The 14,098-nt window shown below is 69.2% G+C and carries 12 protein-coding genes; 6 read left to right on the top strand and 6 right to left on the bottom strand.

Going from position 1 to position 14,098, the window contains the following annotated elements; genetic code table 11:
- Positions 1 to 17: 17 nt before the first annotated feature.
- The 4 genes from F5X71_RS05630 (at position 18) to F5X71_RS05615 (ending at position 3,309) form a co-directional block, all read left to right on the top strand.
- Entirely contained in the window at positions 18 to 800 is a 783-nt protein-coding gene (locus tag F5X71_RS05630) for a DNA-formamidopyrimidine glycosylase family protein (RefSeq protein WP_167460971.1), read from the top strand.
- Positions 801 to 1,042: 242 nt separating this feature from the next.
- The gene (locus F5X71_RS05625; RefSeq protein ID WP_167460970.1) at positions 1,043 to 1,228 is read left to right on the top strand and encodes a hypothetical protein; all 186 of its coding nucleotides are present in this window, start codon (positions 1,043 to 1,045) and stop codon (positions 1,226 to 1,228) included.
- Positions 1,229 to 1,282: 54 nt separating this feature from the next.
- On the top strand, positions 1,283 to 2,644 hold the full coding sequence (hpnE, locus tag F5X71_RS05620) for a hydroxysqualene dehydroxylase HpnE (RefSeq protein WP_167460969.1): 1,362 nt from the start codon (positions 1,283 to 1,285) through the stop codon (positions 2,642 to 2,644).
- 95 nt (positions 2,645 to 2,739) lie between these two features.
- On the top strand, positions 2,740 to 3,309 hold the full coding sequence (locus F5X71_RS05615) for a TetR/AcrR family transcriptional regulator (protein WP_167466244.1): 570 nt from the start codon (positions 2,740 to 2,742) through the stop codon (positions 3,307 to 3,309).
- Positions 3,310 to 3,509: 200 nt separating this feature from the next.
- Here F5X71_RS05615 and glpD read toward each other — a convergent pair whose 3' ends face one another.
- A complete protein-coding gene (glpD, locus tag F5X71_RS05610; protein ID WP_167460968.1) occupies positions 3,510 to 5,276 on the bottom strand; it encodes a glycerol-3-phosphate dehydrogenase in 1,767 nt (588 codons plus the stop codon).
- A 250-nt stretch (positions 5,277 to 5,526) separates the two neighbouring features.
- Here glpD and glpK point away from each other — a divergent pair, with 250 nt between their 5' ends.
- Positions 5,527 to 7,026, top strand: a complete 1,500-nt coding sequence (gene glpK / locus F5X71_RS05605) for a glycerol kinase GlpK (protein WP_167460967.1) — start codon at positions 5,527 to 5,529, stop codon at positions 7,024 to 7,026.
- Here glpK and F5X71_RS05600 read toward each other — a convergent pair.
- The 4 genes from F5X71_RS05600 to F5X71_RS05585 all read right to left on the bottom strand — a co-directional run bounded on the left by F5X71_RS05600 (position 7,008) and on the right by F5X71_RS05585 (position 12,100).
- A complete protein-coding gene (locus F5X71_RS05600) occupies positions 7,008 to 8,195 on the bottom strand; it encodes a PLP-dependent aminotransferase family protein (protein WP_167460966.1) in 1,188 nt (395 codons plus the stop codon). The two genes, glpK and F5X71_RS05600, sit on opposite strands and share 19 nt — an antisense overlap.
- A gap of 93 nt (positions 8,196 to 8,288) precedes the next feature.
- Positions 8,289 to 9,302, bottom strand: a complete 1,014-nt coding sequence (locus F5X71_RS05595) for a hypothetical protein (RefSeq protein WP_167460965.1) — start codon at positions 9,300 to 9,302, stop codon at positions 8,289 to 8,291.
- Between the two features lie 74 nt (positions 9,303 to 9,376).
- On the bottom strand, positions 9,377 to 10,249 hold the full coding sequence (locus F5X71_RS05590; protein ID WP_238815731.1) for a hypothetical protein: 873 nt from the start codon (positions 10,247 to 10,249) through the stop codon (positions 9,377 to 9,379).
- A gap of 447 nt (positions 10,250 to 10,696) precedes the next feature.
- Positions 10,697 to 12,100 carry an NAD(P)H-quinone dehydrogenase gene (locus F5X71_RS05585; RefSeq protein ID WP_167460963.1) on the bottom strand — a complete coding sequence of 468 codons (1,404 nt, stop codon included), beginning with the start codon at positions 12,098 to 12,100 and terminating at the stop codon, positions 10,697 to 10,699.
- 242 nt (positions 12,101 to 12,342) lie between these two features.
- Here F5X71_RS05585 and F5X71_RS05580 point away from each other — a divergent pair, with 242 nt between their 5' ends.
- On the top strand, positions 12,343 to 12,816 hold the full coding sequence (locus F5X71_RS05580; protein ID WP_167460962.1) for a gamma-glutamylcyclotransferase: 474 nt from the start codon (positions 12,343 to 12,345) through the stop codon (positions 12,814 to 12,816).
- 88 nt (positions 12,817 to 12,904) lie between these two features.
- Here F5X71_RS05580 and F5X71_RS05575 read toward each other — a convergent pair whose 3' ends face one another.
- Positions 12,905 to 14,086 carry a M20 family metallopeptidase gene (locus F5X71_RS05575; protein ID WP_167466242.1) on the bottom strand — a complete coding sequence of 394 codons (1,182 nt, stop codon included), beginning with the start codon at positions 14,084 to 14,086 and terminating at the stop codon, positions 12,905 to 12,907.
- Positions 14,087 to 14,098 lie beyond the last annotated feature (12 nt).

Below are 14,098 nucleotides of genomic sequence, written 5' to 3'. Positions count from 1 at the left end.
CACATCGCGGTGGTGCGATGCCCGAGGGTGACACGGTCTACTTCGCCGCGGCCCGGCTGCGCGCCGCGCTCGTGGGAAAGACCCTGACCAGCAGCGACTTTCGGGTGCCGCGCTACGCGACGGTGGATCTGCGCGACCAGGTCGTGCAGAGCGTCGGCAGCTACGGCAAGCACCTTTTCATCAGGACCCCGACGGTGAGCATTCACACCCATCTCAAGATGGAGGGCGTCTGGCGGGTCTTCCATTGCGGGCAGCGCTGGACCAGGCCGCGCGTCACCGCACGGCTGGTCCTGCGCACCGAGGACGTCGAGGCCGTCGGGTTCTCGCTGGGCAAGGTCGAGGTGCTGCGCCTGGCCGACGAACACACGGTGATCGATCATCTGGGCCCCGACCTGCTCGGGCCGAATTGGGATGTCGCCGAGGTGATGACCCGATTGGAGAAACAGCCGGACCAGTCGATCGGGGTCGCGCTGCTGGATCAGCGGAATCTGGCCGGTATCGGCAATATCTACCGCAGCGAGATCTGCTACCTGCGGCGGGTCCACCCGGCGACCCCGGTGCGCGCGGTGCCCGACCTGCTCGCGCTGGTACACGAGGCGCACCGGGTGCTGAACAAGGCCGTGCACGAACCGCCATGGCGTCCGCTGGCGTACGGGCGTACCCGCTGGCCGTGCCAGCGCTGTGGCACGCGGATCGCGGTGCGCCTACTGGGCGACACCGCGCCGGAGACCGATCGGCTCGCCAAACGCGAGCGCGGCATCTACTTCTGCCCGCGCTGTCAGCCGGAACCGACGAGCTGAACCGCCGGCGACGGCGCACCCAGTTGCCGCCGCCGCTCGACATCGACGCAGGTCACCGACTCCCCAGTTGCGCGCCGCTGTCGTGCGAACGCACCTGCTCCTACCGTCCGAACATGGCGAATCCCGGCGTGCCACCGAGCTATCACCCGCCAGGCACTGTAATTTGCCACTCAGTTGCTAATGCTCGGCGCGCGCGACACGACTACATCCGTGGCAGTCACGACACAGCACAGGAGCAAGCCATGACGACGGTACCGAGAACGGGTGGACGACTGTTCCTCGCGATCGCCGGACGCCTGTTCTTCGCAACGCTGGCGACACTGGCCACCGTGGTGTTCAGCTACCTTCTGCTGCACCCGAATTCGGGTCAGGGCTCGACACCCCAAGCGCCGCACCCCTCGGTGTCCGCGGTATCGCCGCGCCCTTGACGAAGTGACCCCACTCACATAACTTGCATTTTGTAAGTTATCGAGGAGTGCGGCATGAACGATCCACGGCAGTACGTGGTCATCGGCGGCGGACTGGCCGGGCTCGCGGCCGCGGTCTGGCTCGCCGAGGCGGGCAAGCAGGTCACCCTGCTGGAACGACGCGGCAGGCTCGGCGGGCGCACCCACGCCATGCGGGTCGACGCCGCCGACGATCCGCCCGACAACGGACAGCACGTGATCGCCAGCGGGTACGAACACCTGTTCCGGTACCTCACCAGCGTCGGCACCCGCCAGTACGTCGCGTTTCCACACCATGCGACCCTGCGCTGGCCGGACGGGCGCAGCGTCACCATGCACACGAAGGGTCTCGGCGCGCTGCGCACCCTCTCCGGTGCACATCCCGACGCTTCCCTGCTGGAGCGGGCGCGGGCCGCCGTCGCCACCGCCAGGCTCGGCTGGCAATGCCTGCGCCAGCCAGCGGATCTACCCGACCTGACCACCGAGCAATGGTTCGAGCGGGTCGGCATGCCCGCCAAAGCCCGTGAGGCGCTGTGGGATTGGCTGGCGCTCGGGGTCGCGGCCGAACCCGTGCAGCAGGAATCGGCGAAGGTGCTCGCCGATGTGATGGCGACGGGCATCCGCCTCGGTATCAAACACCGACGGCCCGCCACCATCGGCTACCCGACCGCCGACCTGGACACGCTCTATGTCACCGGTGCGTTGAAAGTCTTTGCGCGGCACGGTGTTCAGGTGCGACACCGCGCCGTTGCCCGGCGCATCGAGATCGCCGAGGGCCGGGTGACCGGAGTCGCGCTCGCGGACGGCAGCACCGTGCCCGCCGACGCGGTGGTCTGCGCGGTGCCCAACTCCAACATCAACGGGCTGCTCGACGATCTGCCCGAGCACGCCGAAATCTATTCGGCCGCAGACAAACTAGGCTACACGCCGATCGTCAGCACCAACCTCTATCTGGATCGCCCACTCGGGACGACGGCCGAGTTCGAGGCCTTGATCGGCGGCACCGGGGTGATCGACGAGGTCTTCGACCGCCAGCGCATGACCGGCCGCAGCACCGAGCGAGCCTGGCTGTACTGCCTGACCACCAGCGGCGCCTACGAGCAGATTCACAAGTCGAACGAGGAGATCGTCACCGAGCAGATGGCGCTGCTGCGGCGCTACTACCCGGCCGCGCGCGCGGCGACCGTGCTGCAGGGCCACGTGGTGCGCATGCCCAAAGCCACGTTTTCCCAGGTGGTAGGCACGCACGGGCTGCGCCCGGCACAGCGGACCTCGGTACCGACTCTGGTCCTGGCCGGCGACTGGACCGCGACCGACTGGTCGGCGACCATGGAGAGCGCGGTGCAGAGTGCGGCGACCGCCGTCGAGCTGCTGCTTGCGCTACCGTCAGTGCGGTGACCACGGATCGCGCCACATCCGAGCTCGCCGCTCAATCCCCGCCCGCACAGCCCGCCGACGCACCGACGAACGCCGCGGCGGTTCCGAAACGCCGGATGTCGGCCGCCGACCGACGCGCCCAATTGCTCGATATCGCACGCGATATCGTCGCCGAGGACGGCTTCGCCGCGGTCAGCATCGATCGGGTGGCGCGCACGGCCAGGGTCGCGCGCGCCCTGGTCTATCAGCAGTTCACCGATCTGTCCGGGCTGATGACCGCGCTGCTCGACCGCGAGTCGGCGATCGCGCTGGCAGGCATCGGCACCATCGACTGGCCCGAGGAGTCCGACATCGATCAGGTCGGCCGCGGCATCCTCGCGTATCTGCATGCGGCACCGACGAGTTGGCGGATCATCCTCAGCCCGCCCGACGGCGGGCCGCCCGATCTGCGGGCCCGGCTCGAGCTCGGCCGCTCCTACGCCAGGGCGATCGGCGCGCGGCACCTGTCCCGATACACCGGCGTCACGGTCGATCCGGACGGCCCGACCGAACGAATCCTGTTGGCCGCCATGGAAGAACTGGCACGCCTGCATCTCACCGATCCGGTGGCGCATCCGGAGGAGATGGTGCTGCGCTACCTGCGTTCGCTCGTCGGCTGGGCGGTACGGCAGGAAACACCGCACTGACCTGTGCCCAGGCGCATCCGAAATTCTCACGGACAGCTTGGTTTTCTGGTTCCAGGGCGGATGACCGCGCACATCCTGCGTTCGTCGGTGCCGAAGGAATTCGCCGTGCTCGAACTGCTCGCCGCCCGCGTGCGTGACCACGGTGCCGGGCGGCCGCACCATCGCGCTGCCGCCGCCCATGCTCGGCACAGCCTGAACCGCTACGAATTCGGCTGCCGCGCACCCTTGCTCGCCGAGCCGTCGGCGGGCACCGGCTCGAGGATCTCGGGCCTGGGCTCGGGCGCCGCGACGCGCAACGCGTCGGCCGAGGCGTCGTCGGGCTGGGTCTGCGAACGGATCTCCGCCTCGACCCGCGCGCGGTATGTCGTTACCTCCCGCGCGATTTCGGCATCGTCCCAGCCGAGGATCGGCGCCACCAGCCGTGCCACCTCCTCGGCGCAGTCGGCGCCGCGATGGGAGTACTCGATGGAGATACGGGTGCGCCGAGCCAGGATGTCGTCCAGATGCAACGCGCCCTCGGCCGCGGCCGCGTAGACGGCCTCCACCTGCAGATACGACGGGGCGTCGGTAATCGGTTGCAGCAGTTCCGGTTTGCCCTCGGCCATGGCCATCACCTCGTCGATCAGCGAACCGTAACGATCGAGCAGGTGCTTGATCCGATACGGGTGCACGCCGTAGGCCTCGGCCAACTGCACGGTCTGATTGACCAGCGCGAAGTAGCCGTCCGCGCCGAGCAGCGGCACCTTCGCGGTGATCGAGGGCGAAACCCGGGCCGGAATGTCCTGTGCCGCTTCGTCGACCGCGTCGTAGGCCATCACCCGATAGGTGGTGTACTTGCCGCCCGCGATGCCGACCAGCCCCGGCGCGACGCGAGCGACGGCGTGTTCGCGCGACAGCTTGGAGGTCTCGTCGCTCTCCCCCGCCAGCAGCGGCCGCAGGCCCGCGTAGACGCCGTCGATGTCGTCGTGGGTCAGCGGCGTGACCAGCACCTCGTTGACCCGATCGAGCAGGTAATCGATATCGGCCTTGGTCGCGGCCGGATGCGCGAGATCGAGATTCCAGTCGGTGTCGGTGGTGCCGATGATCCAGTGCGAGCCCCACGGAATGATGAACAGCACCGAGGTGGGCGTGCGCAGGATGATCGCGGCATCGCTGACGATGCGGTCGCGCGGCACCACGATGTGCACGCCCTTGGAGGCGCGCACATGGAACCGACCGCGCTGATGCGCGAGCGCCTGCACCTCGTCGGTCCACACGCCGGTCGCGTTGATCACCACATGCGCGCGCACGTCCGCGGTCCGGCCGTCCTCGCTGTCGCGCACCCGCACGCCGACCACCCGGTCCGCCTCCCGCAGGAAGCCGACCACCTGGGTGGAGGTGCGGATCACCGCGCCGTAGTGCGCGGCGGTGCGCGCCACCGTCATGGTGTGCCTGGCGTCGTCGACCACGGTGTCGTAGTAGCTGACGCCGCCGATCAGTGCGTTGCGCTTGAGTCCCGGCGCCAGCCGCAGCGCGCCCATCCTGGTCAGATGTCGTTGACCGGGAACGGATTTGGCGCCACCCATGGTGTCGTAGAGCACCAGGCCCGCCGCGACGTACGGGCGTTCCCAGGCGCGATGGGTGAGCGGATAGAGGAAACGCAGCGGCTTCACCAGGTGCGGCGCCAGCGTGGACAGCGCCAGCTCACGCTCGCGCAGCGCCTCGCGCACCAGGCCGAACTCCAACTGCTCGAGATAGCGCAGGCCACCGTGGAACATCTTGGACGACCGGCTCGACGTGCCGGAGGCGAGATCGCGGGCCTCGACCAGCGCGACCTGCAGGCCGCGGGTGGCCGCATCCAGGGCGATGCCCGCGCCGACCACGCCACCGCCGATGACGACCACGTCGAAATGGTCCTTACCGAACCGCTCCCAGGCCGTTCGGCGCTGCTCCGGACCGAGGAACTGGGATTCCGGCTTCTTGGTCATGCTCGACTCCTCCAGCCGCGCCGGTTGCCGACGACGTTGTGGTCTTCTTCGGGCATAGCTCGAGCTGCTGCTGCTAACAGGCTAGGCGAACGGTCCGCGATCTCGTCGACCGCGAGGTGCGCCCGTGTCGTCGGGCGCTACCGGTCGGTAACCCGACACCAACCCTAATCCAGGCACGCGGCCGCGGCGAGGCGCGACCGGCGGGGCGACAATGGGCCACAGCCCGTGCGGCTTTTAGTAGCCTGCACGAATGCGTCGCTATGTGGCCGCCATCGACCAGGGCACGACTTCGAGTCGGTGCATCGTCTTCGATCGGCAGGGGCGCGTCGTCGGCGTCGCCCGGCGCGAACACGAACAGCTCTTCCCGCGCCGGGGTTGGGTCGAGCACGATGCCGAAACCATCTGGCGCAACACCGAATCCGTGCTCGGCGAGGTGCTGGAGGCACACGAGCTGAGCAGCGAGGACATCGCCGCCGTCGGGGTGACCAACCAGCGCGAGACCACCGTGGTGTGGGAGCGGGCCACCGGGAAGCCGATTCACCACGCCATCGTCTGGCAGGACACCCGCACCGACCAGCTCACCGCAGAGCTGGGCGGCGATATCGGGCCGACCCGTTACCAGGAGCGCACCGGCCTGCCACTGTCCACCTACTTCGCGGGCCCGAAACTGCGCTGGATCCTCGACCACGTGGACGGCGCCCGTGCACGCGCCGAGGCGGGCGAGCTCTGCTTCGGCACCATCGACAGCTGGGTGCTGTGGAACCTGACCGGCGAGCACATCACCGACGTGACCAACGCCTCGCGCACCATGCTGATGGATCTGCGGACCCGGCAATGGGATTCGCGGATCTGCGCTGAGTTCGGCGTGCCGGAGGCGATGTTGCCGCAGATCCGCAGCTCCTCGGAGGTGTACGCGCAGATCAAAGCCGGTCCGCTGCAAGGGGTGCCGGTCGCGGGCATTCTCGGCGACCAGCAGGCGGCCACCTTCGGCCAGGCCTGCCTGAGCCCGGGCGAGGCCAAGAACACCTACGGCACCGGCAATTTCATGCTGCTCAACACCGGCACCACGCCGGTGGTCAGCAAGCACGGCCTGCTCACCACCGTCTGCTATCAGCTCGGCGACGCGGAGGCGGTCTATGCCCTGGAAGGCTCGATCGCGGTCACCGGCTCACTGGTGCAGTGGTTTCGGGACAATCTGGGCATCATCTCGTCCGCGACCGAGATCGAGCCGCTGGCCCGCAGCGTCGAGGACAACGGCGGCGCCTACATCGTGCCCGCGTTCTCCGGGCTGTTCGCGCCGCGCTGGCGCCCCGACGCGCGCGGGGTGATCGCCGGGCTCACCCGGTTCGTGAACAAGGCCCACCTGGCCCGAGCGGTGCTGGAGTCCACCGCTTTTCAGACCCGCGAGGTGGTCGACGCCATGCGCGCCGACGCCGAGTCCGAGCACCTCGACCTCGAGCTCACCACCCTGAAGGTGGACGGCGGCATGGTCGGCAACGACCTGCTGATGCAGTTCCAGTCCGACATTCTCGACGTGCCCGTCGTCCGCCCGGTGGTGAACGAGACCACCGCGCTCGGCGCCGCCTATGCCGCGGGCCTCGCGGTCGGGTTCTGGTCGAGCACCGACGACATCGTGCGGAACTGGGCCGCGGACAAGACCTGGGAGCCGACCATGTCCGAGGCGGACCGGGCCGAGCACCTCCGGAGCTGGAACAAGGCCGTCGAGCGCACCTACGGCTGGACGGACTGAGCCGCGCGGGCCAGCCGATCGACCGCCTCGGTCAGCGTCGCACCATCGAAAGTCGTAAAACACATCCGCAGCGCGTCGCGGTAGCCGCCGTCCACGGCGAACGCGGCACCGGGCACGTAGGCCACGCCCGCCGCCAAGGCGCGCGGTAGCAGCTCTTGGGTATCGGTGCCGTCGGTGAAATCGGCCCAGACGAACATGCCCCCGGTCGCGTCGGTGCAACGCACCCGATCACCGAAGCGGCCGCGCACCGCGTGCACCAGCGACTTGGCCCGCGCGCCGTAGACGGTGCGCACGTGATCGACGTGGGCGCCGAGCCAGTCCCGGTCGGCGAGCAGCTCGGCCGCGATCTGCTGGGTCAACGCCGAACCACACAGGTCCGCACCCTGTTTGAGCAACTCCACCGCGCGGCACACCTCGTTCGGCGCGACCAGCCAGCCGACCCGCAGCGACGGCGCGAGGATCTTCGACGAGCTCGACAACCGAATCACGTTGCGGGAGTACGTGGCGATCGGCGCCGGCGCGGGTGCGTCGAACCACAGCTCACCGTACGGGTCGTCCTCGATCACCCAGAAACCGTGCCGCTCAGCGAGTTCGGCGAGTTCGGCGCGGCGCGCGGCACTCATCGTGACCCCGCCCGGGTTGTGGAAGTTGCTCACTGTGTGCACCACCGTAGGCCGTTCGCCGCGCGCGAGCAGGTCGGCGAGCACATCGGTGCGCATGCCATCCGCGTCGAGCGGCACGGCGACGATGCGCGCGCCGGCGGCCCGGAAGACCTGCAACGCACCGACATAGGCCGGATCCTCGACGATCACCAGCGCGCCGGGATCGAGCAGCACCTCGGCCAGCAGCGAAAGTGCCTGCTGCGAGCCATGAGTCACGAACACCTCGGCGACGGGCACGGTCCGGCCCAGTCGCGCCGTCTCCCGTTCCGCAAGGACCGCGCGCAGCGGCGCCCAGCCCGGCGACACGGTGTACTGCAGGCAGGCGGCGTTGCGCAGCGCGGCCTCGGTGGCCTCGGCGATCCGCTCGCGCGGCATCAGCTCGGCGTCGGGCAGACCGCCGGCCAGCCCGATGATCTCGGCGCGCGCCGTGAGCTCGAGCAGATCACGAATCGCCGAGCTCTGCAGTCCACCGAGCTTGGCTGCCAGCATGGGACGGGTCGGCGACATGGGAACCTCCGAACGGACGCCAGATACGCGGAGGTCCACCTTCGCACGACCCGACCAATATGTGAAACTCATTTCTCACATAATGAGAATTGACTACACCTCGCGCGGCTTGATCGAGTAGACGAGCACCTTTCCGTCCCGGACCACCGTGGTGATGGTCTGGTGGTAGATGGTCTCGGTACCGTCCGGTTTGCGCTGGGTCAGGTCCACGTCGAAGGTGTCGGAGGCCACCTCGGTGATCCGCAGGCAGTGCTTGGTGCCCACCGGGACCTCGGCGTTGATGCCACCCTGGATGATCTCGGCCGAGGAGACGTTCTCCGCGTCGGGCGCGACGAACGCCCTGGCCTGCGCGCCGCTGCGCTGCACATAGAAGGCGTACTGGAAGCCGAGAATCGCACCGGCCCCGCTCGCGGTGTCGCCGTTGCCGTTGCCGACCGTCACCTTGCCGTCCTTGCCGGACGGGCAGGTCAACCCGGCCGCGGTGGTCGAGTCGGCCGACACGGGATCGCCGCCGCCGTTTCTGGACACCACGATCACGGTCACCGTCAGCCCGATCAGGATGACGACCGCGAGAATTCCGGCCAGCATGTTGCGTCCCCGGTGCGAACCGGACTTGCGCGGCGGCGGGGCCGCGGGCGTGCTCGGCGCCAGCCGCTGCGCGATCGGATCGTCCGCCCAGGACAGCCCGGGGGAGGTCAACGGCGGCGGTTTCGGCACGCTGCCGGTATCGGTGGGGCGGGTCCACCACGAGTCCTTGTCGGCGTCGGCGGCCGCGCTCGCGGGCCGCTCGCGCTCCGGCGGTCCGGGCTGCGGGGCGGGCAGGCGCTGCCGCGGGTCCGGCGCGGGCGGTGTCGAGGCGTCCGGCGCGCGATACTGCGCCGGGGTCGGCTCCCACTCGTCGGCGGGACGCCACACCAACTCAGGATGATCGGCGCTCTGCTCCGGCACCGGCCAGCGCGGCCCGGTATCGCCCATCGGCGGACCGAACTCGGCAAGGGGCGGCCCGAATTCCGATACAGGCGGGCCGAATTCGCCCACCGGCGGGCCGAAATCCGACGCGGGCCGATCGTCGGATTCGTCCTTCCTCGGATCACCGTCTGAGGTCACACCTCATCCTTTCCCCAGGACACACGTGTGGGGCGGTCGTGAACGACCGCCCCACCCGTCGAAATCAGATCGTGTCAGTACTGGAGTGAACCACCCCATTGGGTGGTGACACCACCCACCTCGACCGTCTGCGGAGCCAAATCGCCCGGCTGGAGTGGAAGTTTAACCTGCGCAGCGGCTTCGAGTGCGGCCGCGCCGCCCGGCTGCTCCCGGATCCAGTTCTCCACCGCCGCCTTGGCCAGGTTGGCCTGGGTGGTGTCGAACACCGAGATGGTCTTGTTGTCGGACAGGCCCTCGCCACCGGTGTAGGTGGTCACCTTGACGGTGTTGGCGTCGACGTACTCGACCGAGACGCCCGCCTCGCCCGCGCCGGTCGGCGTGCGGTAGCCGACGGTGCCGACATAGCCGTGCTCGTTGTTGAAGTGGTGGGTGTTCGCCACGTAACCGGGCAGCACCGAACCACCGTCGATGTTCGCACCGATCTCCTGGTGCGGACCGGTCATCTCGACCACGGGGGCCGGCGGCGCGGCTTGCAACTGCGGGGCCTGCCAACGCGGCTGCTGCTGCGGCTGCACCAGTGTCTCTGGCTGCTGGGCCTGCGCGTTCTCGCCGGTGCCCGGCTGCGCCTGGGTACCGGGCGCGGTGCCGGGCTGCGCCTGCTTCGGCTCGCCGGGCTGCTGCTCGTCCTGCGCACCGGCAGGCGGGTCCGGCACAACCGCGGGCAGGGGCTGGTCCTTCTGCCCCGGCACCGGCAGCGGCGCGATCCGCGGCGTGGTGACGCCCGGCTGGGTCGGCTGGGCCAGCTTCGGATCCTTCTGCGGATTCGGCATGACCTGGTCGGGGTCGGGCGTGGTGACGCCCGGCTGGCTCGGACTCGGCGCCGGCGGCACCGTCGGCTTGTTCGGGTCCGGCTTGGTGGTGTCCGGGCTCGGCGGAGCCTCGTTCACGCCCGGCTGCGCCGGTGACGGCGCAGGCGGTGCCGTGGTAGGTGGAACGGTCGGATCCCCTGGAGCCGCCCCCGCCGGCGCCGCGAACAGAGTGGCCACGGCAGCCGCGGTAGCCAGTGGCAACGAGGTGCTAGCCATCGCTCGCTGCGCCCGACTCGGCTTACGATGTTTCACTTTTCGCATTCCCTTTCCCGGGTGTGTCCAGATTCGGCCACACACAGTTGTCTCTGTCGAGACGCCCGGTCGCCGAACGACGCGAGGGTCGTTCGCCGTTTCGACTGGGAAAGATCCATCCCCCCGAACACCGAACCACGCGACCGCCCGCCGATCGCATCTCTGCGGGAAGTGAACCATATGTAGGCCTGATGAGCAATGTGAATGAAGACCTAAAGTCCGCACGAACCGCGCTGGAACGCAACCCCATTCGAACAAGGTTCGCTCCGGAGCTCAGTCCAGGTCGTCGTGACGCATCAACTGCCGGGCCGCCTCGGTGACCGACCCGGTCAGCGACGGGTAGACCGAGAACGTCTGGGCCAGGTCGTTGACGGTCAGGTTGTTCTGCACCGCGAGCGCGATCGGCAGGATGAGTTCCGAGGCGATCGGCGCGACCACCACACCGCCGATGACCACGCCGGTGGCGGGGCGGCAGAAGATCTTGACGAAGCCGCGGCGCAGGCCCGACATCTTCGCGCGCGGGTTGGTGTTCAGCGGCAGCATCACCGTGCGCGCCGGGGTCTCGCCGTTGTCGATCGCGGTCTGGCTCACGCCGACGGTCGCGATCTCCGGGCGGGTGAACACCGCCGAGGCCACCGTCTTCAACCGGATCGGGCTCACGCCCTCGCCGAGCGCGTGATACATCGCGATCCGGCCCTGCATCGCGGCCACCGAGGCCAGCGGCAGCAGGCCGGTGCAGTCGCCCGCGGCGTAGATGCCTGGCACGGAGGTCCGCGACACCCGGTCCACCCGCAGGTAGCCGCCGCGATCGAGCTCGATGCCGACCCGGTCCAGGCCGAGACCCTCGGTATTCGGCGTGGAACCGACCGTCATCAGCGCGTGCGAGCCGGACACCGTCCTGCCGTCGGCCAGCTTGACCACCACGCCCTCCGCGGTGCGCTCGACCGCGTCGGCCCTGGCGTGCTTGACCAGCTCGACACCGCGTTCGGCGAGCGCGTCCTCGAGCACCAGGGCGGCGTCGGCGTCCTCGCCGGGCAGCACCCGGTCCCGGCTGGACACCAGCCGCACCCGCACGCCCATTTCGGTGTAGGCCGAGACGAATTCGGCACCGGTGACACCCGAGCCGACCACGACCAGGGTCTCCGGCAGCTCCTCCAGGTCGTAGAGCTGACGCCAGTTCAGGATGCGCTCGCCGTCCGGCTCGGCGCCCGGCAACACGCGCGGGCTCGCGCCGGTGGCGATCAACACAACCTCGGCCTCGATCGTCGACTCGGTGCCGTCGGCCAGCTTCGCCAGGACCTGATGTCCCGCGCGACCGGTGGCCGGACCGGCCAGCTCGGCGCGACCGGCGAGCACCGTCACGCCCACGGTCTGCAACTTCGACCGGATATCGGAGGACTGCGCGAGTGCGAGCGCCTTGACGCGGCCGTTCACCTCCGACAACTGCACGGTCGCCTGATTCGGGTCGAGGGTGATACCGAGATCCCTGGCCCGGCGCAGATCGGTGCGCACGCCGGTGGAGGCGATGAAAGTCTTCGAGGGAACGCAGTCCCAGAGCACACATGCCCCGCCGATGCCGTCGCTATCGATCAGCGTCACCGACGCACCGTGCTGGGCTGCCACCAGCGCCGCCTCGTAGCCGGCCGGTCCGCCACCGATGATCGCAATGCGGGTCATGGATACCTCCGCTTCAGGGTTGCGCACCGGGATCTCCGGTACCTGTCAACGTTATCGGGCGAGGCAGGTCACACCGTGACTACCCGCCCGCCGGGTCAGGGCGGTCCGCCCAGGTGCCGACCGGTCCCGGCCACCGGGCCCGCCGCCATTCCCCAGGTCGCCGCGCCCGGGGCGCGCCACGGGAATACCGCATCTGGCCGGGATAGAGTCGATCCCAGGATCTTATTGGCTACCCTTTGCTGGTGCCGATCTACGCCGCCTACGGGTCCAACATGGACTCAACCCAGATGCTCGAGCGCTGCCCGCACTCGCCAATGTCCGGAACGGGCTGGCTGGAAGGCTGGCGGCTCACCTTCGCCGGTGACGACATCGGCTGGGAAGGACCATTGGCGACAGTGGTCGAGGAGCCCGGCTCCCGAGTCTTCGTCGTCCTCTACGACGTCTCCCCCGAAGACGAGCAGCGGCTCGACCGCTGGGAAGGCTCGGACTTCGGCATCCACAAAAAGATCCGTCTGCGCGTCACCCGCAGCGAGAGCGGCGCCGAGCCGACCCTGTCGTGGTTGTACGTGCTCGACGCCTACGAAGGCGGGCTGCCGTCGGCGCGCTACATCGGCGTCATCGCCGACGCGGCCGAAAAAGCCGGTGCGCCAGAGGATTACGTGCACTCACTGCGCACCAGGAACAGTCGCAACGTAGGCCCAGGCAACTTCGGCTGATCTTGCGCCGCGTGGCCGCAGCCGGGTTTGTGTCCCCCAGCGGTTACGAGCCGCAGCCTCGTTGCGCTGCGGCTCGCTCCGCGGCGAATCAGCTCAGTCCGGCGTTGAGGACGATGTTGCTCATCACCCGCACGCCTACCGAGAGCGCGCGTTCGTCGAGGTCGAAGGTCGGCTGGTGCAGGTCGAGCTGCTCGCCGTGGCCGGACCAGACACCGAGGCGGGCCATCGCGCCGGGCACCTCCTCCAGGTACCACGAGAAGTCTTCGCCACCACCGGATTGCATGGTGTCGGCGAGGGCGTCCGGGCCGATCATCCGGATCGCGTCCTCGAACATCCGGGTCGATTCCTCGTCGTTGACCACCGGCGGCACGCCGCGGCGGTAGTTGAGCTGGTAGCGCACGCCGGTCGGGGCGAGCAGGCCGTCGACGATCTCGCGGACCATCGGCTCCAGCAACGACCAGGTGGCATGATCGCCGGTGCGCACCGTGCCGGTGAGCATGCCGGTCTGCGGAATCGCGTTGGGCGCCTTGCCCGCACTCACCGCGCCCCACACCATCACGGTGCTGGTGCGCGGATCGATGCGGCGGCTGAGCAGACCGGGCAGACCGGTGATCACGGTGCCGATGGCATAGACCAGGTCGCTGGTCAGGTGCGGCCGCGAGGTGTGGCCGCCCGGGGAGTCCAGTACCAACTCGATGGTGTCGGCGGCCGAGGTGATCGCGCCGACCCGGATGCCGATGCGGCCCACCTCGAGTCGCGGGTCGCAGTGCAGCGCGAAGATCCGCTCGACACCCTCCATCGCGCCGGTGGCGACCACGTCGATCGCGCCGCCCGGCATCACCTCTTCGGCGGGCTGGAACACCAGTCGCACACCGATCGGCAGGTCCGGCACCTCGGCCAGCGCCAGCGCGGTGCCGAGCAGGATCGTGGTGTGCGCGTCGTGGCCGCACGCGTGCGAGACGCCGGGCACGGTGGAGGCGAAGCTGAGACCGGTGAATTCCTGTAGCGGAAGCGCGTCCATGTCGGCACGCAGGCCGATGCGCGGCCCTTCCGGGCCGATGTCACAGATGATCCCGGTGCCGCCGGGCAACAGCTGCGGGGTGAGCCCGGCCTTGGTCAGCCACGAGGAGATGAACTCGGTCGTGGCGAACTCGGTCCGGGAAAGTTCCGGGTTGGCGTGGATGTGCCGACGCCACTGCACGAGGTCGACCGCGTGCTCGGCCAGCCAGCCTTCGACGGCCGCCCGCCCGGTTACCGTGGTGTCCGGCATCACGATGCTCTC

Source organism: Nocardia brasiliensis (assembly GCF_011801125.1).
Classification (GTDB): domain Bacteria; phylum Actinomycetota; class Actinomycetes; order Mycobacteriales; family Mycobacteriaceae; genus Nocardia; species Nocardia brasiliensis_C.
The sequence above is the reverse complement of the archived record's forward strand: the minus strand, read 5'-3'. Positions and strand labels throughout refer to the sequence as shown.